Genomic DNA, 24,927 nt, shown 5'->3' with positions numbered 1-24,927 from the left:
TGGACGCGGGTCACGGCCGGACCGTCGTCGTGGCGGCACGACCGTTGGCTCACACTACTGCTCAGTCGTCTCCTGTGAAGGGGGCCGGACCAAGTACTCCTCGAGGAGGGTCATCAAGCTGTTCGTCACGGCGGCGAGGTAGGCCAGTCCGGCCCACAGCTCGACGCACTCCTCGAGCGTCTGCTGGACGCGCTCGCCCTGGAGCGACCAGGTGCTCGGGTCGATGGAGTCGGTGCCGACGGCGAGCAGCGAGAGCGTCACCCCGATGACGAAGGGGGTCAGCGCCCAGCGGTCGGACCGGATGGGCCTCAGCACGGTCGGCAGGAGGACCAGGCCGACGATCGCGACGAGCAGGAGCAGGAAGTCGCCCGGGGCGATCCACGTCAGGAGCGGCAGGCTGATGCCGCGGGGTGCGAGCACGCCGTCGCGGATGCGCTCGTGCACGGCGAAGCGTTCGTCGAAGGCGAGCGCCGCGAATCCCAGGGCGAGCAGCGCATACCCCGCCCGCGGCACGCGGCGCACGGTGCGGCAGACGAACCACGCGCAGAGGCTGACCATGCCGGCGACCACGAGGGTCACCGACTGGAACCACGTCATCGGTACCTGCTCCTGGGCGATCCACACCCACCACTGCGGGTACTGCGCGACGAAGAGCAGGCTCGGGACGAGCACGCCCGCGACGGTGAGGGCTCCGAGCACGGCGAGGCGGTGACGACGGGTCACGCGACGCGCCCCTTCGCGGCGAGGTCGAGGGACTCGAGCACGGCCAGCCCGAAGAGGTCCGCGCCTCGCTCGAGCACCTCGTCACGCCACCAGGCGCTGTGCGCGGTCTGCAGCACCCGGCCCTCGCTGATGAGGTCGCTGTGCGCCACGGGGTCCAGCACGATGTCGTCGACGGCGTAGCCGCGCAGCCGGCCGGCGCGCAGGGCGTCGACGACGGCGTGGGTGTCGACGAGCCCGGGGCGTCCGATGTTGACGAGGAAGGCCCCCTCGTCGAGGGCGCGTACCCGCTCGGCGTCGATGATCATCGGCTCGTGACGGTCGGTCGAGGCACACAGTGCGACCACGTCGGCACGGGCGATGACCTCGTCGGTCGATGCCATCTCCATCCCGCGCTCGGCGGCTGCCGCGGCGGCACACCGATCCGTGTCGCTGCCCAGGACGCGCATGCCCAGGCCGCCGCCGATCCGGGCGAGGTGGGTGCCGATCCGCCCGACGCCGATGATGCCGAGGGTGCGTCCGCCCAGCTCGACGCCGCGCAACGAGGTCCTTGGGTGGGCCTGTCCGCGGGCCTTGTCGTTGGCCAGGTGGGCGCGGGTCGCGAGGCTGAGCATGAGCGCCAGCGCGTGCTCGGCGACAGCCGTGGTCGCGTACGTCGGCAGGGTCTGGAGCAGCACACCGTGCCGCTCCAGCAGGTCGACGTCGACGTGCTCGTACCCGGTGGCGTAGAGGACGATCGAGCGCAGGCGCGGCAGCCGCGCGAGCAGGGCGTCGTCCAGCAGCGGCAGCGTGACATTGGTCGTGGCGAGGACGGTCGCGCCGCGCAGCAGCTCGACGGCCTCAGCGGGCGTCGGGGCCTCCCTTCGCACGACGAAGACCGTGTCCGCCCGCTCGCGGATGCGCTCGATGTGCTCCCCGGGGATGGACCTCTCCCCGGCTCGGCTGAGAACGACAACTCTGTCCTTCACGTCAACCGTCCCTCCTCGTCGTCGACCTTGGTGTTGTGAGATCCAGACGCGCGACGTGGACGATGGGTTGCGTCAGGCGCTGACGGCTCCGGCCGCCCGGACGGCACCCTCGAGGTCGGGGTGGATGTCGATGAGCCGGTCGAGCCCGGTGATGTTGAAGACGCGCAGCACCCGCTCGTGGGAGACGACGACGGTCAGCGTCCCGCCGTGGCGGGTCAGCTTCTTCAGTCGGCCGACGACGATGCCCAGACCGGTGGAGTCCATGAAGGTGACTCCACCGAGGTCGAGGGTCAGGCGGCGGCGTCCATCGGCGATGAGCGCCTCGAGGGCATCCCGCAGCACGGCGGCAGAGGTCACATCGATCTCACCACTGACGTGGACGATGTTGACCTCTCCGGCCTCGCTGGTCGTGACGGAGATCGGCATCCGCCTACCGTAGATCACATGTCCCACCCACGTCCGCAGGCTCCCGAGTTGCTCGCCGCCCTGTCGGCCGGTCGCGAGGACCGGGTGCGCCACGTGGAGCACATCCCGGCACGCCTCGCGGAGCACGCCGAGCTCCCGGACTGGGTGGCGCCTCCACTGCGTCAGGCGCTGGCCGGGGCGGGCATCGACCGGCTGTGGTCGCACCAGGAGCAGGCCGCGCAGGCGGCCCACGACGGGCAGCACGTGGTGCTCTCCACGGGCACGGCCTCCGGCAAGTCGCTGGGCTACCTCCTCCCTTCGCTCACCGCGGTGCTCGACGGGAGGTCGGCGGCCAACGGGCGCGGCGCGACCGCTCTCTACCTCTCGCCGACCAAGGCGCTGGCGGCCGACCAGCTGGCCCGCATCCAGTCGTGGGCGGTGCCGGGTATCAGGGCGGCGACCTACGACGGGGACACCCCGACGGATGAGCGGCGCTGGATCCGCGACCACGCCGACGTGATCCTCACCAACCCCGATCTCATCCACCACTCCCTGCTGCCCGGGCACGAGCACTGGGCGCACGTGCTGCGGCGGCTGCGCTATGTCGTCATCGACGAGTGCCATGTCTACCGGGGAGTCTTCGGCTCGCACGTCGCACTTCTTCTGCGCCGGCTGCGGCGGGTGGCGCGGCGCTACGGGGCCGACCCGGTCTTCGTCCTCGCCTCGGCGACCGTCGGCGACCCCGGCGGCCACGCCTCGCGGCTCATCGGCGACGACGTGCTCGCAGTGACCCATGACGGGTCCCCGCGCGGCGCGCTCACCTTTGCCCTGTGGCAGCCCCCGGAGGATGACGAAGGGAGCCGCCGCTCCCCCACGACCGAGGCCGCCGAGCTCATGGCTCAGCTCGTGGGGCGCGATGTGCAGACGCTCGCCTTCGCCCGCTCCCGGGCCGGGGTCGAGGCGCTGGCCTCCTCCGCGTCACGGCAGGTGAGCATCGTGGACGAAGGGAGGATCGCGGCCTATCGCGGCGGGTACCTGCCGGAGGAGCGGCGCATCATCGAGCGGCGCCTGCGTGATCGCGACCTGCTCGGCCTCGCGGCGACCAATGCCCTCGAGCTGGGCATCGACATCGCCGGTCTGGACGTCGTGCTCATGGCGGGGTGGCCGGGTCGACTGGCGTCGGTCTGGCAACAGGCGGGGCGCGCCGGTCGTGACGGGCAAGACGCTCTCGCAGTGCTGCTCGCCGCCGATGACCCTCTCGACACGTGGGTGGTCGAGCACCCGGAGGCCATCTTCGAGGCTCCGGTCGAGACGAGCGTGCTCGACCCACGCAACATCCACGTCCTCGTCCCGCACGTGGCGTGCGCGGCGGCCGAGATCCCGGTGACGATGGACGACACCCAGTGGTTCGGCGACGGCCTCGCGGGAGTCCTCGAGGTCCTGGTGGCGCGCGGGATCCTCCGGTCCAGGCCGGGCGGGTGGTTCTGGACCCGACCGGACCGACCCGGTGAGCACGTCTCCCTTCGCGGCATCGGTGACGTGGTGAGCATCGTCGAAGGGAGGTCCGGTCGCGTCCTGGGGACGATCGACGAGGGCTCGGCGCACGCCCAGGTTCACACGGGCGCGGTGCACGTGCACCAAGGACGCACCTTCGTCGTCACCGACCTCGACCTGGAGCAGTCGACGGCGACCGTGACCCAGGGAGACCCGGGCTGGTCGACGCACGCCCAGTCGGTCTCCTCCTTCGACATCGTCGCGGAGGAGTCGGGCATCGACCACGGCCCGGTGCGGGTCTCCTTCGGTCGCGTCGACGTGCGACGTCAGGTGACGGGATTCCTTCGACGCCTGCCGAGCGGCGAGGTCATCGGCCGGCACGACCTCGATCTGCCCGAGCGGACCCTGTCGACGCGCGCCGTCTGGTGGACGATGACGCCTGAGTCCCTGGCTGCGGCAGGGGTCTTCGAGGCCGCCATCCCGGGTGCCGCCCATGCTGCCGAGCACGCCGCGATCGGCATGCTGCCCCTGCTGGCGACCTGCGACCGGTGGGACATCGGTGGCGTCTCGACGGACCTGCACCCGCAGACGGGACTCCCCACGATCATGGTCTACGACGGGCACCCCGGGGGCGCAGGATTTGCTGCTCGCGCGCACGAGCGGATCCGCCAGTGGCTGGCGATGACCCGCGAGACGATCGCGTCCTGCGGCTGCGCACGCAGCGGCTGCCCGGCCTGCGTGGTGTCCCCCAAGTGTGGCAACGGCAACGAACCGCTCGACGCGCCGGGCGCCGTTGCGCTGCTTGACCTGCTGCTGGACTCTCTCGGTCATACAGTGAGCGGAGAAGCTCCGTCGGCGACCGCCGGCTGACGTACCCGGAAGGTTTGTCATGGTCATCCTCGGCCTCATCCTCGTGCTCCTCGCCCTCGCTCTCGGAGCCGCGCTGCTCATGGGCACCTCCGCGCCCGAGGTCTCCGGGCAGGACGTCGACATCCGACTCCTGGACACCGTGACGATCAACCTCAACCCGCTGACCCTGGTGGTCGTCGGCATGCTGACGATGCTCCTGCTGTGGCTGGGTCTGGTCCTCATCAAGGCGGCGCTGACCCGCAAGGCGAAGCAGCGCCGACTGCGCAAGGAGCAGGCAGCCGAGTCCCGCGAGCGCCAGGCCCGTCTCGAGGCGGAGCACCAGGAAGACATCGCGCAGCGTGAGCGCGAGCTCGAGGACCAGCGCACGTCCACCGAGATCGCCCGCGAGCGGGCCGAGGCCGCCGAGCGCCATGACCCGTCCCTTCGGACCCGGCCCCTGCAGACCGGGACGCGCGACGATGCGACCCGACCCGTCCCCCAGGACTCCACGGGCACGGTGAGACGTCCCGACAGCACGGCATGATCATGTGATGGACGACGACCGGGCTGTGGTGCTCTCCCAGCTGGCCAGGGCCCTGGCCAGCGAGCGGGCCGATGCCCCGCTGGTCCAGCGCCTCGCGTCCGCCTGCGCCGAGATCCTGCACGCGGACGGGGCGGCCCTGACCGTGGGGTTCGACGAGCAGGACCGGCTGACGGTGGCGACGGCTGACGACGCGTCGGCCCGACTCATGCAGCTGCAGGACGTCATCGGTGAGGGTCCGGCGGCCGATGTCTACCGCGAGGGCACGCCGATCGAGGGGGACCTCGAGAGCCGGTCCCGGTGGCCCGTGCTGGCCCAGGCCGCGCGCAGCGAGCTGGGGCCCATGCGGATCCTCGTGCTGCCGATGCGGCCCGGCGGACGGATGATGGGTGTCGTCACCGTCCACCAGAGCGGCCAGGACCCCTCCGCCGCCATCGACCGTCGGCGGGCGCAGTACCTTGCCGACGCGGTTGGCGCCGCGCTGCTGCGGGACCCCGCGTGGGACAGCGGAGTCCAGGGTGGGGCGTGGGCGAGCCGCGCACCGATCCACCAGGCGACCGGCATGGTGATCGCTCAGCTCGGCGTAGGCCCCGATGACGCACTGGCCCTGCTGCGGGCCCACGCCCACACCGAAGGGGTCGCCCTGATGGTGATCGCCCAACGCGTGCTCAGCCGAGAGCTCGACTTCAGCCAGATCGACATCCCCGGAAATGAGGACGAATGACCTCGCGCACTGCCTCCCAGTCGTTGGCCGACGCCACCTCGGCGCTGGTCGCCGATCACGACACGCTGGACGTGCTCACCCGCCTGGTGGACGACTGTGCCCGGGCGGTCGCCGCGGACGCGGTCGGTCTGGTGGTGACCACCGGCGTCGAGGACCTGGAGCTGCTCGCGGCCACGTCCCACCGTGCAGCCGAGCTGGAGATCTTCCAGGTGGAGCAGGCCGACGGTCCCTGCATCGAGAGCATCCACAGCGGTCAGGTGATCACCGCCGTCGGGAGCGAGGACCTGCGCTCGCGCTGGCCCTCGGTCGGCGGTTCCATCGTCGAGGCCGGGTTCGTCACGGCGCACGCCCAGCCACTGCTCTGGCGTGGTGAGTCCCTCGGCGGTCTGAACATCTTCAGGTCCCGGGCCGTCCCGTTGTCCAGGAGCGAGGCCGAGTGGGCGGTCGCATTCGCCGACGTGGCCACCCTGGCACTGGTGCAGGTGCCCTCCGTGAGCCTGGCCGAGGTGTACGAGCGGTCCGAGGCCGCACTGCGCGAGCGAATCGTCGTCGAGCAGGCCAAGGGCGTCCTCGCCCACACCGAGGGCATCGACCTGGCCACCGCCTACCGCGCCCTTGTGGACCGCTCCGCGTCCGCGGGGATCAGCGTGACCAGCCTCGCCGAGCAGGTCATCGCGCAGGCCCGGCGAGCCGGCCGCCCGTCGTGACAGGTGCGTGCGACTCGTGACAGGTCCGTCGGACGACCCACGCAGCAACGTCGGCCGGCAGGCCGATGACCGCTTCGACGCCGTGGTGCAGCGGCTGCACGCCGAGCACGGCGTGCAGGACACGCTGCACCGGGCTGTCGAGGCTGCAGTGGAGCTCTTCTCCGGGTGCGACCACGCGTGCGTGTCGCTGGTGCACCGCAGCCACCGGATCGACACCCCCGCCTTCACCGATGAGATCGCCCGGCGAGGGGATGACCTTCAGTACCGACTGCAGGAGGGTCCCTGCCTCGATGCCATCTGGACCGAGGAGACCGTGCACAGCAGCGACCTGACCACCGAGTCACGCTGGAGCACGTGGGGTCCGCTCGCGGCCGACGAGCTCGGCATCCGGTCGATGCTGTGCTTCCAGCTCTTCACCAGCCGCGACAACCTGGGCGCGCTGAACCTCTACGGTGACCGGACCTCGGCCTTCACCCAGACCGACGCCACCATGGGGTTCGCCCTCGCCGCGCACGTGTCGATCGCCCTGGCCGGGCAGCGGGACCTGCAGGATGCCCACTCGGCGCTGGCCGACAAGGTGATGATCGGCCACGCGGAGGGCATCCTGATGGAGCGGTACGCGATCGGTGGTCAGCAGGCATGGGAGACGCTGGCCCGCATCGCCGTGGACGAGCAGATCAGCATGGAGACCGCGGCCTCCCACGTCGTCGACAGCCGCCCGCACCGGCTGCGCTGAGTCCGCATGGTCGGTTCAACCAGGACCGGCGCGAGCCCTGCCCTCGGCGTGATCGGGTCCCACGCCCGCCAGACGCAGGGGGATCGACGTCGCGACGGTGACCGTGACGACTCCCGAGGTACCGACGTCGCAGGAGAGCACCCGGGCATCGTGGCGGGTGGCGACCCGTGCGGCCTCCCCGCACGCGCCGCGTGGGTCAGGTGACTCCTGGAGCTGGATCGCCGCCGCCAGCGCGGCCAGGTCGGCTGCCGAGCGGGCGACGTGGGCCGACCGCACGGCGCTGAGGACGGCCGACGCCGCCAAGGTCACGCTGAGCATGGCGACGATGAGACCCACGGCCAGCACCGTGGACGAACCGCGCTCGTCCCACAGCTCACGATGCCGCATCGATCGACTCCATCCTGGCCGTGGACGAGCACGAGGTCTCCGCGGCAGTGAAGGACAGCGCCGGCGGAGCCGGGCTCGACACCGTCACGCTCACGTCGTGACCGCTGCGACTGGTCTCGAACCCCGCGCCCTGCGGCGCAGTGCGCCGCGCTCGATCGATCGCCTGCGCAGCCGACTCCCCTCGGGCCAGCTCCCGGACCGCGACCCTGGCTGCATCGACGCACCGCACGTGGTCGACTCCCCACGACAGTGCTGACAGGCACAGGACGAGGACGACGACGACCGCGGGGAAGGTGAGGGCCAGCTCGGCCGTCACCATCCCCGCATCGCCGTCGGCCCTAGCGGATGCCGAGCGCCTCGAGGATGACACCCGACAGGCCCGTCTCGATCGTCCCCGACTTCACGACTGCCAGCAGGACGATCGCGAAGGTGCACGCTGCCAGGGTGCCGACCGCGTACTCCGCGGTGGTCATCCCCGCCTCGCACGACAACCGAGCCCGATGACCCCACCGGACGATGGACCTCTTCATGGGAAGCTCCTCCCCTTGGGCGGCACCCGATGTGCCGCAGTGGATCCAGCCTTGGCGCTGGCACCCACCCTCGACAGGTCCCTCGGCTGGCTGTGCACGAGAGGCCCCAACCCTCGTCGGATGTGGACGGCTGGTCGTAGGGTCCGGTGCATGAGCGAACGCATCTCGGCCACCCGCCTCATCCCTGCCGGTGCAGAGGCGATCTTCGCCGTCCTCACCGACCCCGATGGCCACGTGGCCATCGACTCGAGCGGCATGCTCCAGTCGGCGCACGGCCAGCCCCCCAGCGAGGTGGGCGACACCTTCGTCGTCCACATGGACAGGGAGGCCCTCGGAGACCTGCCGATGGGCCGCTACGACGTCGAGGTCGTCTTCACCCGGCTCGAGACGGATGCCCTGGTGGAGTGGACGATCCACGGCACCATCAAGCCGCCGATCGGGCACGTCTACGGCTACGAGCTCGTCGCCGTCCCGTCGGGAACCCGGGTCACCTCCTACTGCGACTGGTCGCAGGCCGCGGAGAAGTGGAAGCGGATCTTCCCTGTCATCGACGACAAGGCCCTGCGCGCGTCCCTGGGCATCCTCGAGCGCGCCGTCCTCCGGGGGTACCCCCACCCCACTCAGGAGAGCTGAGTGCCCACGAGGACGGCCACGACCGGGATCACGGCCGTGGCGATGAAGGCCGGCAGGAAGCACAGCCCCAGGGGGAGGACGAGCATCACGGCCGCCTTGCCCCCGGCCTCCTCCAGACGGCGAGCCTCCGCGTCGCGCAGGCTCGCTGCGGCGTCCAGGAGCACACTGGCCGACGGTGCTCCCACGGCATCGGCGACGACGAAGGCCGTGGCCGTGGGCCCCCACACCCTGCGGGCGTAGGTCCACGCCTGGCTCATGGAGCGGCCCCAACGCAGAGCGGCCGCCACCCGTCGCAGGTCCTCCCCGGCCCCCTCCGCAGAGACGCCGGCGACCTCCTCCAGCGCCTGGACCATGCCTCGGCCCGACTGCAGCGCCAGGGCCAGCAGCACGCTCGCATCGGCCACCTCGTCGACGGTCAGGGCAGAGACCGGCGGGTCGCCCTGGACCTGCACCTCACGACGCAGCCACCGCACGCGGGCGGCTTGCCCGGGCCACATCCCCACCGCCACGACCACGAGGGCGACGACGAGCAGGCTCACCGGTGCACCGTGGGCGCGACGGCCCGCGCCAGCACCCAGCGGCAGATGCACCACCCGATCGCCGTGAGCACGAGGCCGAGCACAGCGCAGGCCATCGTCACCGCGCTGTGCCCGTAGACCTCCCACGGGGTGAGACCGAAGGCGAAGCCGGCGAGCAGTCCCACCAGGGGCAGCAGCGTGAGCATCCGCATGGTCGCCCTCGCGCCCGCGGTCGAGGCCTCCAACCGTCGCCGCGCCTGCACCCTGGCCCGCAGGACCTGGGCACTCGTCGCCATCGACGGCGCCAGGGCCACGCCGAGGTCCTCGCTGAGCGCCCACGCGCCTGCGACCGCACCGAGCTCCGGATGGTCCTGCGCGTGCCTGCGCCACACCTGCCCCGCTGAGCCACCCGTCGACAGCTGCTCGTGCACCTCCTCGAGGACCGGCTGCCAGGGCCGTGGTGCCTCCGCCGAGACGACGTGCACAGCGGCGACCGGTGTTGCGCCTGACCGCAGGGCCATGGCGAGCAGGTCGGCCACCCCGGCCAGCGACTCCAGGTCCTGCAGCCGGCCGGCTTCCGGGCGGCGCCACGGATGCCATGCCGGCACGTCTCGGCCCCCCAGCCCGATGCCCGCAGACCGCCCCGGCCACACGAGTGCCGCCACCAGCACGAGACCCACGACCACGAGCGTCACGAGGCCACCCTCGGCAGCGGGCCGATCGAGTCGACAACTCGCCGGCCGCCCACCCGCCTCAGGTGCACAACGACCTCCAGCGCACTGGCGACCTGGGCTCGCACCGCCTCACGGCTCATCCCCGCCAGCGCCCCGAGAGCCTCGAGCCGGCTGGGCACATCCTCCGCGCGATTGGCGTGGAGGGTGCCGCAGCCCCCTTCGTGCCCGGTGTTGAGCGCGAGCAGCAGGTCCCTCACCTCGGCGCCGCGCACCTCGCCGACCACGAGCCGGTCCGGCCGCATCCGCAGTGCCTGCCGCACGAGGTGGACCATCGTCACCTCGCCCGCGCCCTCCGTGTTGGCCGAGCGAGCCTGCAGCCGCACGACGTGCGGGTGCCCGACCTGGATCTCACCGACGTCCTCGACGACGACCAGCCGCTCGTCCGCGGGGACCTCGGCGAGCAAGGCGGCCAGCAGGGTCGTCTTGCCCGTCCCGGTCCCACCGGTCACGACATAGGCCTGCCGCTCGCGCACGATCGCGCGCAGCTGCTCCGCCTGCTCGGGGGTCGCCATCTGCAGGTCCACGAGCGCGGACAGCCCGCCACCCCGGTGCCGTGGGATGCGCAGGCTGACATGTGCCCCGCCAGCGACCAGGGGCGGCAGGACCGCGTGCAGGCGGATCCCTCGCGGCAGCAGCCCGTCCACCCACGGCTGGGCGTCGTCGAGCCGGCGACCCGCGAGCGCGGACAGTCGGGTCGCCAAGCGCCGCACGGCCTCCTCGTCGCCCACCTCGACATCGGCGCGGGTGACCCCGCAGCCCCGGTCGACCCACACCGACCCGTCTCCGTTGACGAGCACGTCCGTGACCCGCTCGTCACGGACGAGCGGCTCGAGCGCGCCCAGACCCATGAGGTCGGCCCGCAGCTCACCCGACCTGCGCAACGCTCCGGAGCCGCCCAGCCGCACCCCCTCCGAGCGGGCAACCTCCTCGATCACCCGCTCGTCGGGAGCGCGACCGGCCTGCACGTGCGCGTCGATGGCACTCGACCACTTCATGAGGCCAGCCCCAGCACGTGCTCGACCAAGGGACCGGTCGAGGTCGGCAGCGCCGCGGCGAGAGTGCGGGCGACCTCCCCGACCGGCCCCTTGGGCCGCGGCCCGCGCCCGCGCGCCTCGTCGCGCAGCACCCCGGCGTCGTCTGCGAGATGGTCGAGCAGGGGCACCCCGAGGTGGTCCGCGGCCCGCTCGGAGACCCGCTGCGCCCGTCGCGGGCCACGGGTGACCAGCAGCGCGGACTCCCGTCGCTCCCCCAGCGCCGCGGCCCAGGCCTCCCCGTCGCGCAACCAGCGCGGTCGCAGCCCGACCAGGACGACCACGACGTCCGCGAGCTCTGCCCAGACCGGCGGCACCCGACCCGAGCAGGGCAGGTCCACGACCACGGGCCCCAGTCCTGCGAGCCCGGTGACGACATCACGCACGGTCGCAGGCGTCGGCCGCGGCCCTCGGACCGCGAGCGTCGGCACCGCTCCCCGGGGCAGCGCCTCTCGTAGACGCGCGGCGTCGACCGTGCCCTCGTGCTCGGCGAGATCTCCCCAGCGCAGTCCCTCGACGTGCTCCGCGGCGACCGTGGCGTCCAGCCCTCCGGCACCGAAGGCGCCATCGACGAGGGTCGGCGAGGAGTCCCGGGCGAGCACGGTGGCGGTGACGGCCGCGAGGGTGGAGACGCCCAGCCCACCCGAGGCTGCGGTGATGACGACGACTGGATGCATGCCCGCGACCCTGCCGCGCCGCCCGGCCCTCCGGCTGGCTGGTCACACGACTGGGGACAACCCCCTTCGTCCCGCAGCGCCTGTGGACGAGCACCGGACCACCGTGGTCGGACACCGGAGCACCGCGGCCGGAAAAGGGGACGGCCCCGGCGGGGGAGCGCCGGGGCCGTCAACGCGCGGACTCCGGGGGGGAGGGAGCCGTGCGTTGGCTGCTCAACCCGAAGGGAGCAACTGAGAAGAACTCTAATCGTGATTTCTGTGAGCGCAATTCGACGCGCTCTCAGGACGCGTCCAGCCTCAGCCGAGCCGCCCGGCCCGGACCGACTCGGCCACCCGCCAGCCCTCCTCGGCACCCGCCACGAGCGAGTCGCCGCAATGCTTCAGCCACAGCGAGACCCCCGGAGACCCGCCGTGCACGTACCCGTTGAGCGAGCCGAGGTAGGCCGGCCCCCCTTCGTGCCCGTGGCCGGCCTCGGGCACCGCGACACCGGTCGGGTCCAGTCCCGTGGCGGCGATGAGCGTGCGCTCGACGGCGCGGGCGACGAGACCGTTGCCGACGACGAAGGGACGGACGGTCGCGATCTCGGCGTGGACGATCGACGCGACCACGAGGGCAGGAGCCTCGCTGGCCGAGCGCATCAGCTCGATGATCCCGTCGAGACGCCGTCGCAGCTCGGCTCCCGTCGGCGCAGGACCGAGGTCGGCGAACTCCTCGCACCCCTCCCCCTCGATCCGCGGCCGGCCGAGCTGGTCGCGATCGCCCACGAGCTGCGCGGCGGCGGCGGTGTGCAGACGCGCCAGTGCCTGACCGGGTGACCGCGTCACCAGATCACGCAGGTGCTCGCTCTCGGCCGTGGCCGCGATCGCGCCGTGGATCACGCGCTCTGCCGGGTCCGGGTCGGCACTGCGCTCCCGGCTCCCCATCATGATCTCGCGCACGATCGACGCGGTCGAGCGCGCGCCGTCGAGCTCCGCGCTCGCCCAGGCGCCGCGCACCCGTGACTCGGCCGAGGCCTCGGGGATCCGCCGGCGTAGTGCCTCGTGCCAGCGCAGCTGGGTACACACCTCTCGGGCGTGATCGGAGGCCGCCGCCACCTCGGGCAGGGCGGCGAGCTGGGTCAGTGCGGCAACGAGAGGGCTGGAGTCAGACACCTTCCCAGCGTAGGCCGCACTAGGGTGCCGCCATGACTGCCGGCCTGCACCTCCCCACTGTGGTGGTGGTCACGGGCGCCTTCCTCGCGCTCTGGCTGGTCGTCACCCTCGTGCGGTGGCGCCGGGCCCGCCCCGGCTTCATCTCGGTCACCGACCAAGCGACCTACGAGACCCTGCACACCGCCTCCGAGGCCGCCAGACACCTCGCCGACGGCTTCACCGACGACGGCTGCGAGCGCGCGGCCCCCTATCTCAAGGCGATGCTCGCGACCCCCGGTCTGGCGATCTGCGATGCCTCCAGCGTCATCGTCTGGGAGGGCGAAGGGAGGCACCACCTGCCTGTCGTCATGGACCAGGCAGCGCAGGTCCTCGCCTCAGGGCAGACCGTGGTCCTCGGGCCGGATGTCGTGACCTGCACCAGCACCGACTGCCCGATCCGGGCCGCCGTCATCGCCCCCGTGGTCGTCGACGACCGGGTCATCGGGGCCATCGCCGGCTACGGCCCGGCCGTGTCCGCCGGTCTGGCCCGGGCAGCGGAGGAGGTCGCGTCCTGGGTGGCCACCCAGGTCGAGCTGGCTGATCTCGGCTACGAGCGGACCCGCGCGATGGAGGCCGAGCTGCGGGCCCTGCGAGCCCAGATCTCCCCGCACTTCATCTACAACTCGCTCGCAGCGATCGCCTCCTTCGTGCGCACCGACCCCGCCCGGGCCCGCGAGCTGCTACTCGAGTTCGCCGACTTCACCCGCTATGCGCTGCGCCGCGGCGGCGCCTTCACCACCGTCAGCGAGGAGCTGCGCAATGTCGAGCGCTACCTCGTTCTGGAGCAGGCGCGCTTCGGTGACCGGCTCGCCATCACGCTCAAGATCGCTCCGGAGGTGCTGTCCGTGAGGGTCCCCTACCTCGCCATCCAGCCACTCGTCGAGAACGCGGTGCGCCACGGGCTCGCACCCAAGGAAGGGCCGGGCCACGTCACGCTGAGCGCGACCGACCACGGCAACGAAGCCGAGATCAGCGTCGACGACGACGGAGTCGGAGCCCGACCCGAAGCGATCCGCAAGATCCTCGACGGCCAGTCGCGCGCCGACTCCGTGGGACTGGGCAATGTCGACGCCCGGCTGCGTCAGGTCTACGGCGAAGAGTTCGGTCTGGTCGTCGACACGGCACCGGGTGCAGGGATGAGGGTCTCCTTCCGGGTACCCAAGTACTCCCCCGCGCTCGAGGAACCGGCCTAGTCTGGTGGCCATGCCGCGTCCGCCCCAGCCCGCAGCGCTCACCGTGCTCGTCGTCGATGACGAGGCGCCAGCACGCAACGAAGTTGCCTGGCTGCTCGACCAGGACGAGCGCGTGGGGCGAGTCCTCACCGCGTCGAGCGGCACAGCCGCCCTTGCCGCACTCGAGCGTGAGCCCATCGACGTGGTCTTCAGCGACATCTCGATGCCCGGTCTGGACGGCATGCAGCTGGCCCGGGTCATCCGGCGCTTCACCGAGCGACCGCAGGTCGTCTTCGTCACCGCGCACGACACCCACGCGGTCGACGCCTTCGACCTCGATGCCGTCGACTACATCATGAAGCCGGTCCGCCCGGAGCGGATCGGTGAGGCCGTGCGCCGGTGCCTGGCCTCCAGCGAGCGCGACACCCCGGCCTCCGCCACTCCCGAGGACGACGAGACGATCCCCGTCGAGCTCGGCGGCGTCACTCGCTTCGTCCCCCGCAGCGACATCCGCTGGGTCCAGGCCCAGGGTGACTACGCCCGACTGCACACCCCCACGGGGTCACACCTCGTCCGGATCCCCCTGGCGACCCTCGAGGAGCAGTGGGCCGACGCGGGGTTCGTGCGCATCCACCGCTCGACACTCGTCTCCACACGTCACATCAGCGAGATCCACAACGACGGCGGGCGGTGCACGGTCATCGTCGACGACATCGAGCTTCAGGTCAGCCGGCGCCACACCCGGCATCTGCGCGGCACCCTGCTGCGGCCGCGCACCGCCACCGACGACGGATGAGCACCCCGCCCGTGCGCGTGCGCGTCACCCGCACCCGACGTCCCAGCCGTCGCGACCGCCCCCGCACCGTCCGCGACGAGATCGCTGGCAACTCCCCGCTGGGCACCGCCTATGTCAGCTCACTGGTGCGTGCCCAGCTGCAGCTGTCCCTGACCACCCTGGCCTTCGGCGTCGTGACTCTCGGCGCGCTCCCCCTCCTCTTCGCCCTCGTCCCGGCGACACGTCGGTCCAGCCTCTTCGACCTGCCCCTCCCGTGGATCGTCCTCGGAGTCCTCGTCTACCCGGGAGTCGTCCTCACCGCCCAGTGGTACACCCGCTCCAGCGAGCGGATCGAGGCGGAGTTCGGCGACCTCGTGGGCCGCCGGTGAGCCAGCCGCTCAGCGTCCTGGCGATCGCCCTCGTCTGCTTCACCACCCTCACCCTCGGGGCTCTCGGCCTGCGCCTGGCCAAGGGCACCAGCGACTTCTACGTCGCGGGACGTGCCATCACGCCATGGCGCAACGCGAGCGCCATCAGCGGCGAGTACCTCTCTGCCGCGAGCTACCTGGGTGTGGCCGGTCTCGTCTACGACCGCGGCATCGACATGCTGTGGATGCCGATCGGCTACACCGTCGGCTACCTCGTCCTGCTCATCCTCATCGCCGCTCCCCTCCGGCGCTCCGGCGCGTACACGCTCCCCGACTTCGCTGAGTCCCGACTGGAGTCGCGCACCCTGCGACGTGGCTGCGCCCTGCTCGTCGTCGGGATCGGCTGGCTCTACCTGCTGCCGCAGATGCAGGGCGCCGGCCTCGCCCTTCGTCACGTCAGCGGCCTGCCCACCTGGGTCGGGGCCACCGTGCTCACGGTGATCGTCGTCCTCAACGTCGCCGCCGGTGGCATGCGCTCGGTCACCCTGGTCCAGTCCGTGCAGTACTGGATCAAGCTCACGGCGATCGCCGTCCCCGCCTTCGTCCTGCTCCTGGTGTGGCAGCGCTCCGGCGGGCCCACCCCGCAGGCCGCCGCGTCCTGGTGGGAGCCGCTCACGAGCGACGGACCGACGAGCCGCGCGCTCTTCACGACCTACAGCACCCTCGCCGCACTGTGCCTGGGCACGATGGGCCTGCCCCACATCGCCGTGCGCTTCTACACCAACCCCGATGGCGTCGCCGCCCGCCGCACGACCGTCTCGGTGCTGGCGCTGCTGAGCATCTTCTACGTCTTCCCGCCGGTCTACGGCTACCTCGGCCGGGCCTACCTCGACCACGGTGACGTCGGGGGCGATGCCAGCCGCACCGTCGTCCTCGCCCTCCCCGGCGCCATGCTCTCCGGGCTCGACGGTCAGCTGCTCACCGCGCTGATCGCCGGCGGCGCCTTCGCCGCCTTCCTCGCCACCGCCTCCGGTGTGGCGATGTCGGTCGCCGGCGCCATCGACCAGGACGTCCTGCGGCCACTCACTGCCCGGCTGTCCCGGGGCGAGGTCGCCCCAGCCACCTCCTTCCGCCTCGCTGCTCTCGTCGGTGTACTGGCCCCCTTCGTCGCCGCCTGCACGGCCGAGCCGATCGGCATCTCCTCCGCGGTCGGGCATGCCTTCGCCATCGCGGCCGCGACCTTCGCGCCGCTGCTCATCCTCGGTGTCTGGTGGACCCGACTGACGGCGAAGGGAGCAGCCGCTGGAGTGGCGGTGGGTGGGCTGACCACGACCGCGGCCGCGATCGTGTCCGTCATGGACCTCGCCCCTGCCGGCTGGCCGGGGGCACTGGTCGCGGCGCCCACGGCGTGGGCGACACCCCTGGCCTTCGCCGTGACGATCATCGTCTCGCTGCTCACGCCCGCCTCCCGGCCACGACGCTGGGCCCGGACGATGACGAGGCTGCACACCCCCGAGGACGTGCTCGTCGACGGCACCTGACCTGCGAGGTCGGGCACGACAGCCACCGGCCGCCGACCGCTCGTCCTGCACAACCTGCCGCTCGTCGCGTCCGGGCGACCCGCACAGCGACGGCAGCACCCGCCGACCGCGCCACGCACGGCGCACCCGTTGGCCGTGGGTGATCCGGGCCACTCTGTAGCGGGTCCGGCCAATGCTGTCCGGGCCCACCACAACCCGGAGGTGAGCCATGAGCAACGATGCTCAACCGCTCGGCGAGCGCTACATCGCCGTCCAGGAATCCGAGGAGTTCGGCGATCTGCGCCGCACCTTCCGCGGCTTCGTCTTCCCTGTCACCGCGTTCTTCCTCGCGTGGTACTTCCTGTATGTCCTGCTGTCGATCTTTGCGTCCGACTTCATGGGCACCAAGGTCTTCGGCAACATCAACATCGGCCTCATCATGGGCCTGGGTCAGTTCGTGACGACCTTCGCCATCACGATCATCTACGTCCGCTGGGCCGCGAAGTCCTTCGACCCCAAGGCTGAGGCCCTGGCCGCGACGATCACCACCATCGACACCCCGGAGGCGAAGGACTGATGACCACCCTCGCTGCAGCGACCTCCACTGGTTCGCCCGCACTCAACATCACGATCTTCGTCGTCTTCGTCGTCGCGACGCTGGCGATCGTCATCAAGGTGGCCGGCGGCAAGAAGACCGCCAGCCAGATGTACACCGGCGGCGCCGCCTTCTCCGGCCGGCAGAACGGACTGGCCATCGCCGGCGACTACCTCTCGGCCGCGAGCTTCCTCGGCATCGCCGGCGCCATCGCCCTTCAGGGGTACGACGGCTTCCTCTACTCCATCGGCTTCCTCGTCGCCTGGCTCGTGGCCCTGCTCCTCGTCGCGGAGCTCTTCCGCAACACCGGCCGTTTCACGCTCGCGGACGTGCTGTCCTACCGCCTCAAGCAGCGCCCGATGCGCATTGCCACGGCCACTTCTGTGCTGGCGGTCTCCTTCTTCTACCTCCTGGCCCAGATGGCCGGCGCCGGTGGTCTGGTCTCACTCCTCCTCGGCGTTGACGGCGCCGCGGCGCAAAACATCGTCATCGCCGTCGTCGGCGTCGTCATGGTGGCCTACGTGATGATCGGCGGCATGAAGGGCACCACCTGGGTCCAGATGATCAAGGCCGTCCTGCTGATCTTCGCCGTGGCACTCATGACGGTCATGGTGCTCGCGCAGTTCGGGATGAACCTCTCGAGCCTCATGCAGGGCGCCGTCGACAAGAACCCCGCAGCCGGCGACAAGCTCCTCGAGCCGGGCCTGAAGTACGGCAAGAGCCTCACGACCCAGATCGACTTCATCTCGCTCAGCCTCGCGCTCGTCCTCGGTACCGCAGGACTCCCCCACGTCCTGCAGCGCTTCTACACCGTCCCGACGAGCAAGCAGGCTCGCAAGTCCGTTGAGTGGGCCATCTGGCTCATCGGTGGCTTCTACCTGCTGACCCTGGTCATCGGCTACGGTGCCGGCGCCCTCGTCGGCGCGGACGCGATCAACGCAGCGCCCGGCAAGGCGAACGCGGCCGCCCCGCTGCTCGCCTTCGAGCTCGGCGGATCGTGGCTGCTCGGCATCGTCTCCGGAATCGCCTTCGCGACGATCCTCGCGGTCGTCGCCGGCCTGACGATCACCGCCAGTGCCAGCTTCGCTCACGACCTGTACAACCAGGTCTTCAGGAACGGCGAAGCCACCCAGGAGGAAGAGGTGAAGGTCTCGCGGTACGCCGTGGTCGGTATCGGTCTGGTGGCGATCTTCGGCGGCATGTTCGCCAAGGACCAGAACATCGCCTTCCTCGTGGCGCTGGCCTTCGCCGTCGCGGCGAGCGCCAACCTGCCGACCATCCTCTACAGCCTCTTCTGGAAGCGCTTCAACACCCGTGGTGCACTGTGGTCGATGTACGGCGGTCTCGGTTCGGCGCTCGTCCTCATCGCCCTCTCGCCGGTCGTCTCCGGGTCCGAGACCGCGATGATCCCGGGCGCTGACTTCTCGATCTTCCCGCTGGCCAACCCCGGCCTGATCTCCATCCCGCTGGGCTTCTTCCTCGGCTGGCTCGGCTCGGTGACGAGCAAGGAGTTCAACCGCGCGAAGTACGCCGAGATGGAGGTGCGCAGCCTCACCGGTCACGGTGTCGCCGAGACAGTCGATCACTGATCGTCCGCACGGCATGACGAAGGGGGGAGAGCCGCGGCTCTGCCCCCTTCGTCATGTCCTCAGGCCTCAGACATCCTGCCGTCAGGCGTTGGCCGGGGCGGCCGTGCCCGCTCCGCGGCGACGGATCACGGGATGGTCCTCCCGGGGTGTCGAGCCATCAGGCTCCTGCGACCCCAGCACGACGAAGCCGTTGTCCGCCAACATCATCAGGTCGTCCTGCGCCGCCTGCCCCTCTGCGGTGAGGTAGTCACCGAGGAAGATCGAGTTGGCGAGGTGCAGGGCCATGGCCTGCAGGCTGCGCAGGTGCATCTCCCGTCCGGCAGCGATGCGGATCTCCGCGGTCGGGGCGAGCACCCGAGCCGTGGCAAGGATCTTGATGCACCGCAGGGGCGACAGCTCCCAGGTCTGCTGCTTGGGCGTCCCGTCGAAGGGGATGAGGAAGTTGATCGGGATCGACTCCGAGCCCAGCTCGCGCAGGGCGACCAGTGCCTCGACGAGCTGGTCGTCGCTCTCCCCCAGCCCGGCGATCAGGCCGCTGCAGGCGGACAGCCCGGCGCCCTGCGCCTTGGCCACCGTGCGCACCCGGTCCTCGTAGGTGTGCGTCGTGACGATCGAGTCGTGGTGGGACTCCGCCGTGTTGATGTTGTGGTTGTAGGCGTCGACGCCCGCCTCGCGCAACCGCTCGGCCTGCCCGTCCTTCAGCAGCCCGAGGCAGGCGCAGACCTCGACCTGTGGGTGCTCGCCCTTGATCGCATCCACCATCCCGGCGACCCGGTCGATGTCGCGGTCGCTCGGCCCGCGGCCACTCGCCACCATGCAGACGCGGGTCGCGCCACCGCGCAGCCCCGCCCGGGCCTGGGCGAGGGCCTCGTCAGCCTTGAGCCAGGTGTAGCGCAGGATCTCGCTCGTCGAGCCGAGCGCCTGCGAGCAGTACCCGCAGTCCTCGGGGCACAGACCTGACTTGAGGTTGACGAGGTAGTTGACCTTGACCGACATGCCGAAGTGCTCTCGCCGCAGCCGGGAGACCGCCGCAACGAGGCTCATCACCTCGTCGTCGGGGGTGCGCAAGACGGTGAGCGCATCCTGCGCGGTGGCGTCCTCGCCCGCGAGGACACGATCGACGAGCTGGTCGTGGGCGGTCATGGGTTCCTCCGGTGGGCGGTGTCGGTGGCTGGGTGGAGCACCAGCCGGGCCGTGGCTACTGAACGCCGTTCAGTAGGTGAACGAAGTTCAGGTTAGATGGGGCGGCAGGTAGGGTCAAACCGCTCGGCCCACCACCTCGAAGGGAGCTCCTGTGCCACCCCCGCGCAACCCCCGCTCCCCCCTCACCCGCGAGCAGGTCGTCGACACTGCGCTGAAGATCCTCGCCCGGGTCGGCCTGCCCGACCTCACGATGCGGGCCATCGGCACCGACCTCGGCGTGCAGCAGAGCGCGCTGTACCACCACTACGCCAACAAGCAGGCCCTGCTCGGCTCCGTCGCCGACGAGATCCTTGCCCGCGGGCCGCGGACACCGAGCCACGACATGGCCTGGCAGGAGCGGGTCCGCCTGCACTGCGAGGACCTCCACGCCGCGGTGACCGGCTACCCGGACGGAGCCGACCTCGTCATGAGCATGTGGGCCTTCGGGATGGGCGCGCAGGCCCCCTTCGAGGAGCTGCGCAGCGTGCTGACCGGCGCGGGACTGCCCGAGGACATCGTGCCGACCGCCGCCCGCACGCTCCTGCACTTCGTCTACGGCCATGCCTACGACGAGCAGTCGCACGCCCACGCGACCCGCTCAGGGATCACCACCGCACAGCGCACACCGAGCGACTTCGGCACCGGCCTCCAGATCGTCGTCACGGGCATCGCGGACCAGCTCCGGCGCTGAACCACCGACGTCATGACGAAGGGGGCAGGGCCGCAGCCCTCCCCCCTTCGTCCCCTGGGTGTCACGAGGTCCAGACGACCGCACCGTCATCTGAGTAGTCCCCCTCGTAGGGCGCGTACTGCGCACCCGTGACCTCTTGGCCGGAGCGAACCATGGCCACCTGGCAGGTGGTCTCGGTGTCGCCGGGAGCGAAGTCCTCGGGGATGGAGTTGCGGTCGCACTTCGTGAAGGGCGAGGTGCCGATGATGGCGAGCGTGGACGCCTTGCTGCCGTTGGCGAGGATCGGATCGACGTCGTCGAGGAGGTCGCCACCGAGCTCGCTCGAGCTGTCGGTTCCCGTCATCTCGTACTGCACGTAGACGGGCGTGTACTCCGCGTACTTGCTGGCGTCCTTGAGCTTGGCCAGGTCAGCCGATGAACCCTTGGTGATCTTGGTGACGGCCACCGTCACGGTGGCGTCGTCCTTCCCCTGCGGGAGCGTCGCAGTCTTGCCGATGGCGAGCTCGGTGCCCGGGTCGGTCAGACCGGCGGGAGCATCGCCCCCCTCGGCGTCGCCGTCGGACGCGGACGCGGTGGACTCCTCGGTCGGTGTCTCGGTCGTCGAGGTCGTGGTGCCGGCACTCTCGGACGCGCTGGCCTCGGATGTGCTGGACGTGGACGTGCTGCTCGTGTCCGTGGTCGTCGTGTCCGCCCCGGACCCGCCGCAGGCGGACAGTGCGAGCGCCGCACCCGTCAGCAGGCCGGCGATGCTCATGCGTCGACTGGTCATGATGGTCTCCCCTCGTGTCGCGAGGAAGACCTCCTCCTCCCCTGTCGGGGAGCCTATGAGCGACGTCAGTGCGGGGCCATGGGGAGCAGTCCCCGTCGGCCCGCCTCGGCTCGCAGGGCAGCCGCCGCATCGTCGTCGACGGTGGCGAAGAAGGCTCCGACGACGTCCTCGAGGTGGGTCATCGATCGCGCGGCGAAGAGCACCGGCTGGTAGGCGGTGATGTCGTAGTTGAGCGTGCCCATGGCGGCCAGGTCGAGATCGCGGATCTCCATGTGGGCAAACTCCTGGATCTCCCCATAGCTCGACAGGATCCCCGCGCCGTAGGCCTTCAGATCCGTGCCTTCGTACATGACGCCGAACTCGATGGAGAACCAGAAGATGTCGGCGACGAGCTTCATCGCCTCCTCGGTCTCGAGGCGCAGCGAGGCCCGCCCGGCGGCCTCGGTGATCGCGGCAAGGCGCGGGCTGGCCAGCTGGTTGGCGTGCCCGATGACCTCGTGGATGATGTCCGGCTCCGGCGTGTAGAGCGGCTGGGAACCGTGACGCAGGTACTGGGTGGAGTTGAAGGTGCGGCTGCCGAGGTCCGCGTAGAAGTCGCGAAGGGGGACCAGCCCCGGCGCGCACACATAGCTCCAGCCGGTGAGCGGGAGGAGCCGCTCGGTCACCTCGGCGAGCTGGGGCACGTGCTCGGTCGGGAGGTTAAGGCGCTCCTTGGCGTCCAGGTACTCACGGTGTGCGAACCGCGCGTGGAGTGGCGCGAGCTCATCGCTGACGCGACTCCACACCGAGTGCTCCTGCGAGGTGTACTCGATGTGGGGCACGGCCTCGCTCCCCCGCGTCCAGGCCAGAGCCGCCCCGGCGATCTCGCCACGACGGCGCAGGTACCGCGCATCGTCACGACCCGGGTGCGTGTCGGCGAGGTGCACCTCGACGGTGCCGTCCTCGTGTGTGGTCACGGGTGAGTACAACTGCCCCTCGGTGAACACGAAAACCACCTCCTTGTGGTCATCCCACCGTCCCAGATCTCGGTGATCAGCACCACGGATGGGCCGATCACTGATCAGACTGCGCAACCTTCGAGCGGCCCTGGCGGCGCATCGCTGTGCACTGTGCCCAGGCCTGTCGCAGACCGCTCGTCGCCCCGCGTCCCTCGCCCGGCGACGAAGGGGGACCCCGCCGTTGTGCTCGAGACGACATGGGTGAAAGGTGGGTGCCGACACAGGTTCGCGCGACGACGCGCGACACTCGACGAGGAGGACATGTGACGGACTACGCCCCCACCCCCGCGTTCACCGAGCAGGCGATCGGCAAGGCCGAGCTCTACGACGAGGCCGCCGCTGACCATGAGGCCTTCTGGGCCGCCCGGGCCAGGGAGTACGTCACCTGGAGCACCGACTTCGACACCACGCTCGACTGGAGCGATGCCCCCTTCGCCAAGTGGTACGGCGGTGGACAGCTCAACGCCGCGTACAACTGCGTCGACCGGCACGTCGAGGCCGGCAACGGCGACCGCGTGGCGATCCACGCGGTCGACACCAATGGTGAAGGCCGAGCCATCACCTACTCCGACCTGCTGCGCGAGGTCTCCAAGGCAGCCAACGCCATCGAGGCCCTCGGTGTGGCCAAGGGCGACCGCGTCGCCATCTACATGCCGATGATCCCCGAGGCCGTCATCGCCATGCTTGCCTGTGCCCGCATCGGCGCCCCGCACTCCGTCGTCTTCGGTGGATTCTCCTCAGAGGCGCTCAAGGCACGGATCGAGGACGGCGAGGCCAAGCTCGTCATCACCAGTGATGGCCAGTTCCGCAAGGGCAAGGCGATGCCGCTCAAGACCGCGGTCGACCAGGCCGTGGTGGGGACGACCGCGAACAAGGTGCTCGTCGTCCAGCGCACGGGCATCGACGTCGCGTGGGACGACCAGCGTGATGTGTGGTGGCACGAGGCCGTCGACTCCGCGTCCGACCAGCACGAGGCGCAGCCGCACGACAGCGAGCACCCGCTCTTCATCCTCTACACGTCCGGGACCACCGGTAAGCCCAAGGGCATCCTGCACACCACCGGCGGCTACCTGGTGCAGAACGCCTACACCAACGCCGTCGTCCACGACCTCCACCCCGAGACCGATGTCTACTGGTGCACCGCCGACATCGGCTGGGTGACGGGCCACAGCTACATCGTCTACGGACCACTGGCCAATGGCGCGACCCAGGTGCTCTTCGAGGGCACTCCCGACAGCCCGCACCAGGGGATCTTCTGGGAGATCATCGAGAAGTACAAGGTCTCGATCCTCTACACAGCGCCCACGGCCATCCGCACCTTCATGAAGTGGGGTGCCGACATCCCGGCCAAGTTCGACCTCAGCTCGCTGCGCGTCCTCGGCTCGGTCGGTGAGCCGATCAACCCGGAGGCCTGGCGCTGGTACCGCGAGCACATCGGTGCCGGAACCACTCCCATCGTCGACACCTGGTGGCAGACCGAGACGGGAGCCATCATGAACTCCCCCCTGCCCGGTGTCACGGACCTCGAGCCCGGCAGCTCGCAGAAGCCGATCCCCGGCATCTCCGCCGAGATCCTCGACGACGAGGGCAAGCCGCTCACCGAGCCCGAGCAGGTGGGCTATCTCGTGCTCACCAAGCCCTGGCCGGCCATGCTCCGCGGAGTGTGGGGCGACCCGGAGCGGTACAAGGACACCTACTGGAGTCGCTTCGGCCCCGAGTACTACTTCGCTGGCGACGGCGCCAAGTACGACGACAAGGGCAACATCTGGATCCTCGGACGCGTCGACGACGTCATGAACGTCTCTGGCCACCGTCTGTCCACTGCCGAGATCGAGTCAGCTCTGGTCTCCCACCCGCGGGTGGCCGAGGCAGCAGTGGTCGGCGCCGCGGACGAGACGACCGGCCAGGCTGTCGTCGCCTTCGTCATCCTGCGCGAAGACGGCGCTGAGGGCGGCTCCGCAGGAGACGAGCTCGTCCAGGAGCTGCGCAACCACGTCGGGCAGCAGATCGGCCCGATCGCCAAGCCCCGCTCGATCATGGTCGTCGACGAGCTGCCCAAAACCCGCTCGGGCAAGATCATGCGCCGGCTGCTGAAAGACGTCGCTGAGAACCGCGAGATCGGCGATGTCACCACGCTTGCCGACTCGTCCGTCATGAACTTCATCCAGGACGGCATGAACAAGCCGGCCGAGGACTGACCTCACGACGGCAACACAGAATGGGCCCCACCGGTAATCGGCGGGGCCCATTCTTGAGTCCGATTGCATTCACTGCAGATCCCCGACACAGATGCCAGGGATCATCCAGACCACACATGGCAACACTTTTGTCGTGGAACGCGCGAGAGCCCCCAACGACTCGTTGGGGGCTCTCGGCTCAATGGTTGTCCGGCTGCGTCCTACTCTCCCACACCGTTCCCAGTG

Annotated in this window: 28 protein-coding genes; 14 read left to right on the top strand and 14 right to left on the bottom strand. The window is 70.6% G+C overall.

From position 1 onward, the window contains the following. Positions 1 to 54 precede the first annotated feature (54 nt). The 3 genes from ASG73_RS17185 to ASG73_RS17175 all read right to left on the bottom strand — a co-directional run bounded on the left by ASG73_RS17185 (position 55) and on the right by ASG73_RS17175 (position 2,114). Complete coding sequence (locus tag ASG73_RS17185; protein ID WP_055998374.1) at positions 55 to 723, bottom strand: hypothetical protein; 669 nt, start codon at positions 721 to 723, stop codon at positions 55 to 57. Next, on the bottom strand, positions 720 to 1,688 hold the full coding sequence (locus ASG73_RS17180; protein WP_055998371.1) for a 2-hydroxyacid dehydrogenase: 969 nt from the start codon (positions 1,686 to 1,688) through the stop codon (positions 720 to 722). The genes ASG73_RS17185 and ASG73_RS17180 overlap by 4 nt, the downstream gene beginning before the upstream one ends. Positions 1,689 to 1,760: 72 nt before the next feature. Further along, positions 1,761 to 2,114: an STAS domain-containing protein gene (locus ASG73_RS17175; protein ID WP_055998368.1), complete on the bottom strand. Its 354-nt coding sequence runs from the start codon at positions 2,112 to 2,114 to the stop codon at positions 1,761 to 1,763. Between the two features lie 18 nt (positions 2,115 to 2,132). Here ASG73_RS17175 and ASG73_RS17170 point away from each other — a divergent pair, with 18 nt between their 5' ends. Genes ASG73_RS17170 through ASG73_RS17150 form a run of 5 tightly spaced genes read left to right on the top strand, consistent with a single transcriptional unit; the run spans position 2,133 to position 7,144 of the window. Beyond that, positions 2,133 to 4,457 (top strand): DEAD/DEAH box helicase, encoded by a 2,325-nt coding sequence (locus ASG73_RS17170; RefSeq protein ID WP_055998365.1) that lies wholly within the window; start codon positions 2,133 to 2,135, stop codon positions 4,455 to 4,457. A 19-nt stretch (positions 4,458 to 4,476) separates the two neighbouring features. Then, positions 4,477 to 4,980 (top strand): hypothetical protein, encoded by a 504-nt coding sequence (locus tag ASG73_RS17165; RefSeq protein WP_055998363.1) that lies wholly within the window; start codon positions 4,477 to 4,479, stop codon positions 4,978 to 4,980. Between the two features lie 7 nt (positions 4,981 to 4,987). Beyond that, the gene (locus ASG73_RS17160; protein WP_055998360.1) at positions 4,988 to 5,701 is read left to right on the top strand and encodes a GAF and ANTAR domain-containing protein; all 714 of its coding nucleotides are present in this window, start codon (positions 4,988 to 4,990) and stop codon (positions 5,699 to 5,701) included. Beyond that, a complete protein-coding gene (locus ASG73_RS17155) occupies positions 5,698 to 6,408 on the top strand; it encodes a GAF and ANTAR domain-containing protein (protein WP_055998357.1) in 711 nt (236 codons plus the stop codon). The genes ASG73_RS17160 and ASG73_RS17155 overlap by 4 nt, the downstream gene beginning before the upstream one ends. A 16-nt stretch (positions 6,409 to 6,424) precedes the next feature. Continuing rightward, a complete protein-coding gene (locus tag ASG73_RS17150; RefSeq protein ID WP_162253997.1) occupies positions 6,425 to 7,144 on the top strand; it encodes a GAF and ANTAR domain-containing protein in 720 nt (239 codons plus the stop codon). A 15-nt stretch (positions 7,145 to 7,159) separates the two neighbouring features. Here the strand turns inward: ASG73_RS17150 and ASG73_RS17145 are convergent, their stop codons facing one another. Genes ASG73_RS17145 through ASG73_RS17135 form a run of 3 tightly spaced genes read right to left on the bottom strand, consistent with a single transcriptional unit; the run spans position 7,160 to position 8,061 of the window. Beyond that, a complete protein-coding gene (locus tag ASG73_RS17145; RefSeq protein WP_055998351.1) occupies positions 7,160 to 7,531 on the bottom strand; it encodes an Rv3654c family TadE-like protein in 372 nt (123 codons plus the stop codon). Continuing rightward, the gene (locus ASG73_RS17140; RefSeq protein ID WP_055998348.1) at positions 7,518 to 7,850 is read right to left on the bottom strand and encodes a TadE family type IV pilus minor pilin; all 333 of its coding nucleotides are present in this window, start codon (positions 7,848 to 7,850) and stop codon (positions 7,518 to 7,520) included. Before ASG73_RS17140 ends, ASG73_RS17145 begins: the two co-directional genes overlap by 14 nt. A gap of 19 nt (positions 7,851 to 7,869) precedes the next feature. Continuing rightward, entirely contained in the window at positions 7,870 to 8,061 is a 192-nt protein-coding gene (locus ASG73_RS17135) for a DUF4244 domain-containing protein (protein WP_055998345.1), read from the bottom strand. 150 nt (positions 8,062 to 8,211) lie between these two features. Between ASG73_RS17135 and ASG73_RS17130 the strand changes: the two genes are divergently transcribed. Next, positions 8,212 to 8,694, top strand: coding sequence for a polyketide cyclase (locus ASG73_RS17130; protein WP_055998342.1), 483 nt, complete (start codon positions 8,212 to 8,214; stop codon positions 8,692 to 8,694). Here ASG73_RS17130 and ASG73_RS17125 read toward each other — a convergent pair. The 5 genes from ASG73_RS17125 to ASG73_RS17105 all read right to left on the bottom strand — a co-directional run bounded on the left by ASG73_RS17125 (position 8,682) and on the right by ASG73_RS17105 (position 12,806). Then, positions 8,682 to 9,233 carry a type II secretion system F family protein gene (locus tag ASG73_RS17125; protein ID WP_156466375.1) on the bottom strand — a complete coding sequence of 184 codons (552 nt, stop codon included), beginning with the start codon at positions 9,231 to 9,233 and terminating at the stop codon, positions 8,682 to 8,684. The two genes, ASG73_RS17130 and ASG73_RS17125, sit on opposite strands and share 13 nt — an antisense overlap. Then, positions 9,230 to 9,907: a type II secretion system F family protein gene (locus tag ASG73_RS17120; protein ID WP_055998336.1), complete on the bottom strand. Its 678-nt coding sequence runs from the start codon at positions 9,905 to 9,907 to the stop codon at positions 9,230 to 9,232. Before ASG73_RS17120 ends, ASG73_RS17125 begins: the two co-directional genes overlap by 4 nt. Continuing rightward, entirely contained in the window at positions 9,904 to 10,941 is a 1,038-nt protein-coding gene (locus ASG73_RS17115; protein ID WP_055998333.1) for a TadA family conjugal transfer-associated ATPase, read from the bottom strand. Before ASG73_RS17115 ends, ASG73_RS17120 begins: the two co-directional genes overlap by 4 nt. Next, the gene (locus ASG73_RS17110) at positions 10,938 to 11,654 is read right to left on the bottom strand and encodes a hypothetical protein (protein WP_055998329.1); all 717 of its coding nucleotides are present in this window, start codon (positions 11,652 to 11,654) and stop codon (positions 10,938 to 10,940) included. Before ASG73_RS17110 ends, ASG73_RS17115 begins: the two co-directional genes overlap by 4 nt. A gap of 297 nt (positions 11,655 to 11,951) precedes the next feature. Continuing rightward, positions 11,952 to 12,806: a Fic family protein gene (locus ASG73_RS17105; RefSeq protein ID WP_055998326.1), complete on the bottom strand. Its 855-nt coding sequence runs from the start codon at positions 12,804 to 12,806 to the stop codon at positions 11,952 to 11,954. A 32-nt stretch (positions 12,807 to 12,838) separates the two neighbouring features. Here ASG73_RS17105 and ASG73_RS17100 point away from each other — a divergent pair, with 32 nt between their 5' ends. The 6 genes from ASG73_RS17100 (at position 12,839) to ASG73_RS17075 (ending at position 18,864) form a co-directional block, all read left to right on the top strand. Continuing rightward, entirely contained in the window at positions 12,839 to 14,038 is a 1,200-nt protein-coding gene (locus ASG73_RS17100; protein WP_200946943.1) for a histidine kinase, read from the top strand. Between the two features lie 10 nt (positions 14,039 to 14,048). Then, positions 14,049 to 14,813, top strand: coding sequence for a LytR/AlgR family response regulator transcription factor (locus ASG73_RS17095; protein WP_055998431.1), 765 nt, complete (start codon positions 14,049 to 14,051; stop codon positions 14,811 to 14,813). Beyond that, positions 14,810 to 15,181 (top strand): hypothetical protein, encoded by a 372-nt coding sequence (locus tag ASG73_RS17090; RefSeq protein ID WP_055998323.1) that lies wholly within the window; start codon positions 14,810 to 14,812, stop codon positions 15,179 to 15,181. The genes ASG73_RS17095 and ASG73_RS17090 overlap by 4 nt, the downstream gene beginning before the upstream one ends. Further along, positions 15,178 to 16,701 carry a sodium/solute symporter gene (locus ASG73_RS17085; RefSeq protein WP_055998320.1) on the top strand — a complete coding sequence of 508 codons (1,524 nt, stop codon included), beginning with the start codon at positions 15,178 to 15,180 and terminating at the stop codon, positions 16,699 to 16,701. The genes ASG73_RS17090 and ASG73_RS17085 overlap by 4 nt, the downstream gene beginning before the upstream one ends. A gap of 208 nt (positions 16,702 to 16,909) precedes the next feature. Further along, a complete protein-coding gene (locus tag ASG73_RS17080) occupies positions 16,910 to 17,257 on the top strand; it encodes a DUF485 domain-containing protein (protein ID WP_055998317.1) in 348 nt (115 codons plus the stop codon). Beyond that, positions 17,257 to 18,864: a solute symporter family protein gene (locus ASG73_RS17075; RefSeq protein ID WP_055998314.1), complete on the top strand. Its 1,608-nt coding sequence runs from the start codon at positions 17,257 to 17,259 to the stop codon at positions 18,862 to 18,864. Before ASG73_RS17080 ends, ASG73_RS17075 begins: the two co-directional genes overlap by 1 nt. An 81-nt stretch (positions 18,865 to 18,945) precedes the next feature. Here the strand turns inward: ASG73_RS17075 and bioB are convergent, their stop codons facing one another. Next, the gene (gene bioB / locus ASG73_RS17070) at positions 18,946 to 20,007 is read right to left on the bottom strand and encodes a biotin synthase BioB (RefSeq protein WP_055998310.1); all 1,062 of its coding nucleotides are present in this window, start codon (positions 20,005 to 20,007) and stop codon (positions 18,946 to 18,948) included. Positions 20,008 to 20,158: 151 nt separating this feature from the next. Between bioB and ASG73_RS17065 the strand changes: the two genes are divergently transcribed. Beyond that, positions 20,159 to 20,737 (top strand): TetR/AcrR family transcriptional regulator C-terminal domain-containing protein, encoded by a 579-nt coding sequence (locus tag ASG73_RS17065; RefSeq protein ID WP_055998307.1) that lies wholly within the window; start codon positions 20,159 to 20,161, stop codon positions 20,735 to 20,737. Positions 20,738 to 20,798: 61 nt separating this feature from the next. On the opposite strand, the gene ASG73_RS18015 is transcribed toward ASG73_RS17065, so the two are convergent. Together ASG73_RS18015 and ASG73_RS17055 are read right to left on the bottom strand one after the other, a co-directional pair. After that, complete coding sequence (locus tag ASG73_RS18015; RefSeq protein WP_156466374.1) at positions 20,799 to 21,506, bottom strand: hypothetical protein; 708 nt, start codon at positions 21,504 to 21,506, stop codon at positions 20,799 to 20,801. A 65-nt stretch (positions 21,507 to 21,571) separates the two neighbouring features. Continuing rightward, the gene (locus ASG73_RS17055; RefSeq protein WP_235499502.1) at positions 21,572 to 22,462 is read right to left on the bottom strand and encodes a phenylalanine 4-monooxygenase; all 891 of its coding nucleotides are present in this window, start codon (positions 22,460 to 22,462) and stop codon (positions 21,572 to 21,574) included. Between the two features lie 305 nt (positions 22,463 to 22,767). Here ASG73_RS17055 and acs point away from each other — a divergent pair, with 305 nt between their 5' ends. Further along, a complete protein-coding gene (gene acs, locus ASG73_RS17050) occupies positions 22,768 to 24,702 on the top strand; it encodes an acetate--CoA ligase (protein ID WP_055998297.1) in 1,935 nt (644 codons plus the stop codon). Positions 24,703 to 24,927 lie beyond the last annotated feature (225 nt).

The sequence above is a fragment of the Janibacter sp. Soil728 genome (genome assembly GCF_001428305.1).
Taxonomy (GTDB): domain Bacteria; phylum Actinomycetota; class Actinomycetes; order Actinomycetales; family Dermatophilaceae; genus Janibacter.
This window is presented reverse-complemented; position numbering and strand designations above follow the sequence as displayed.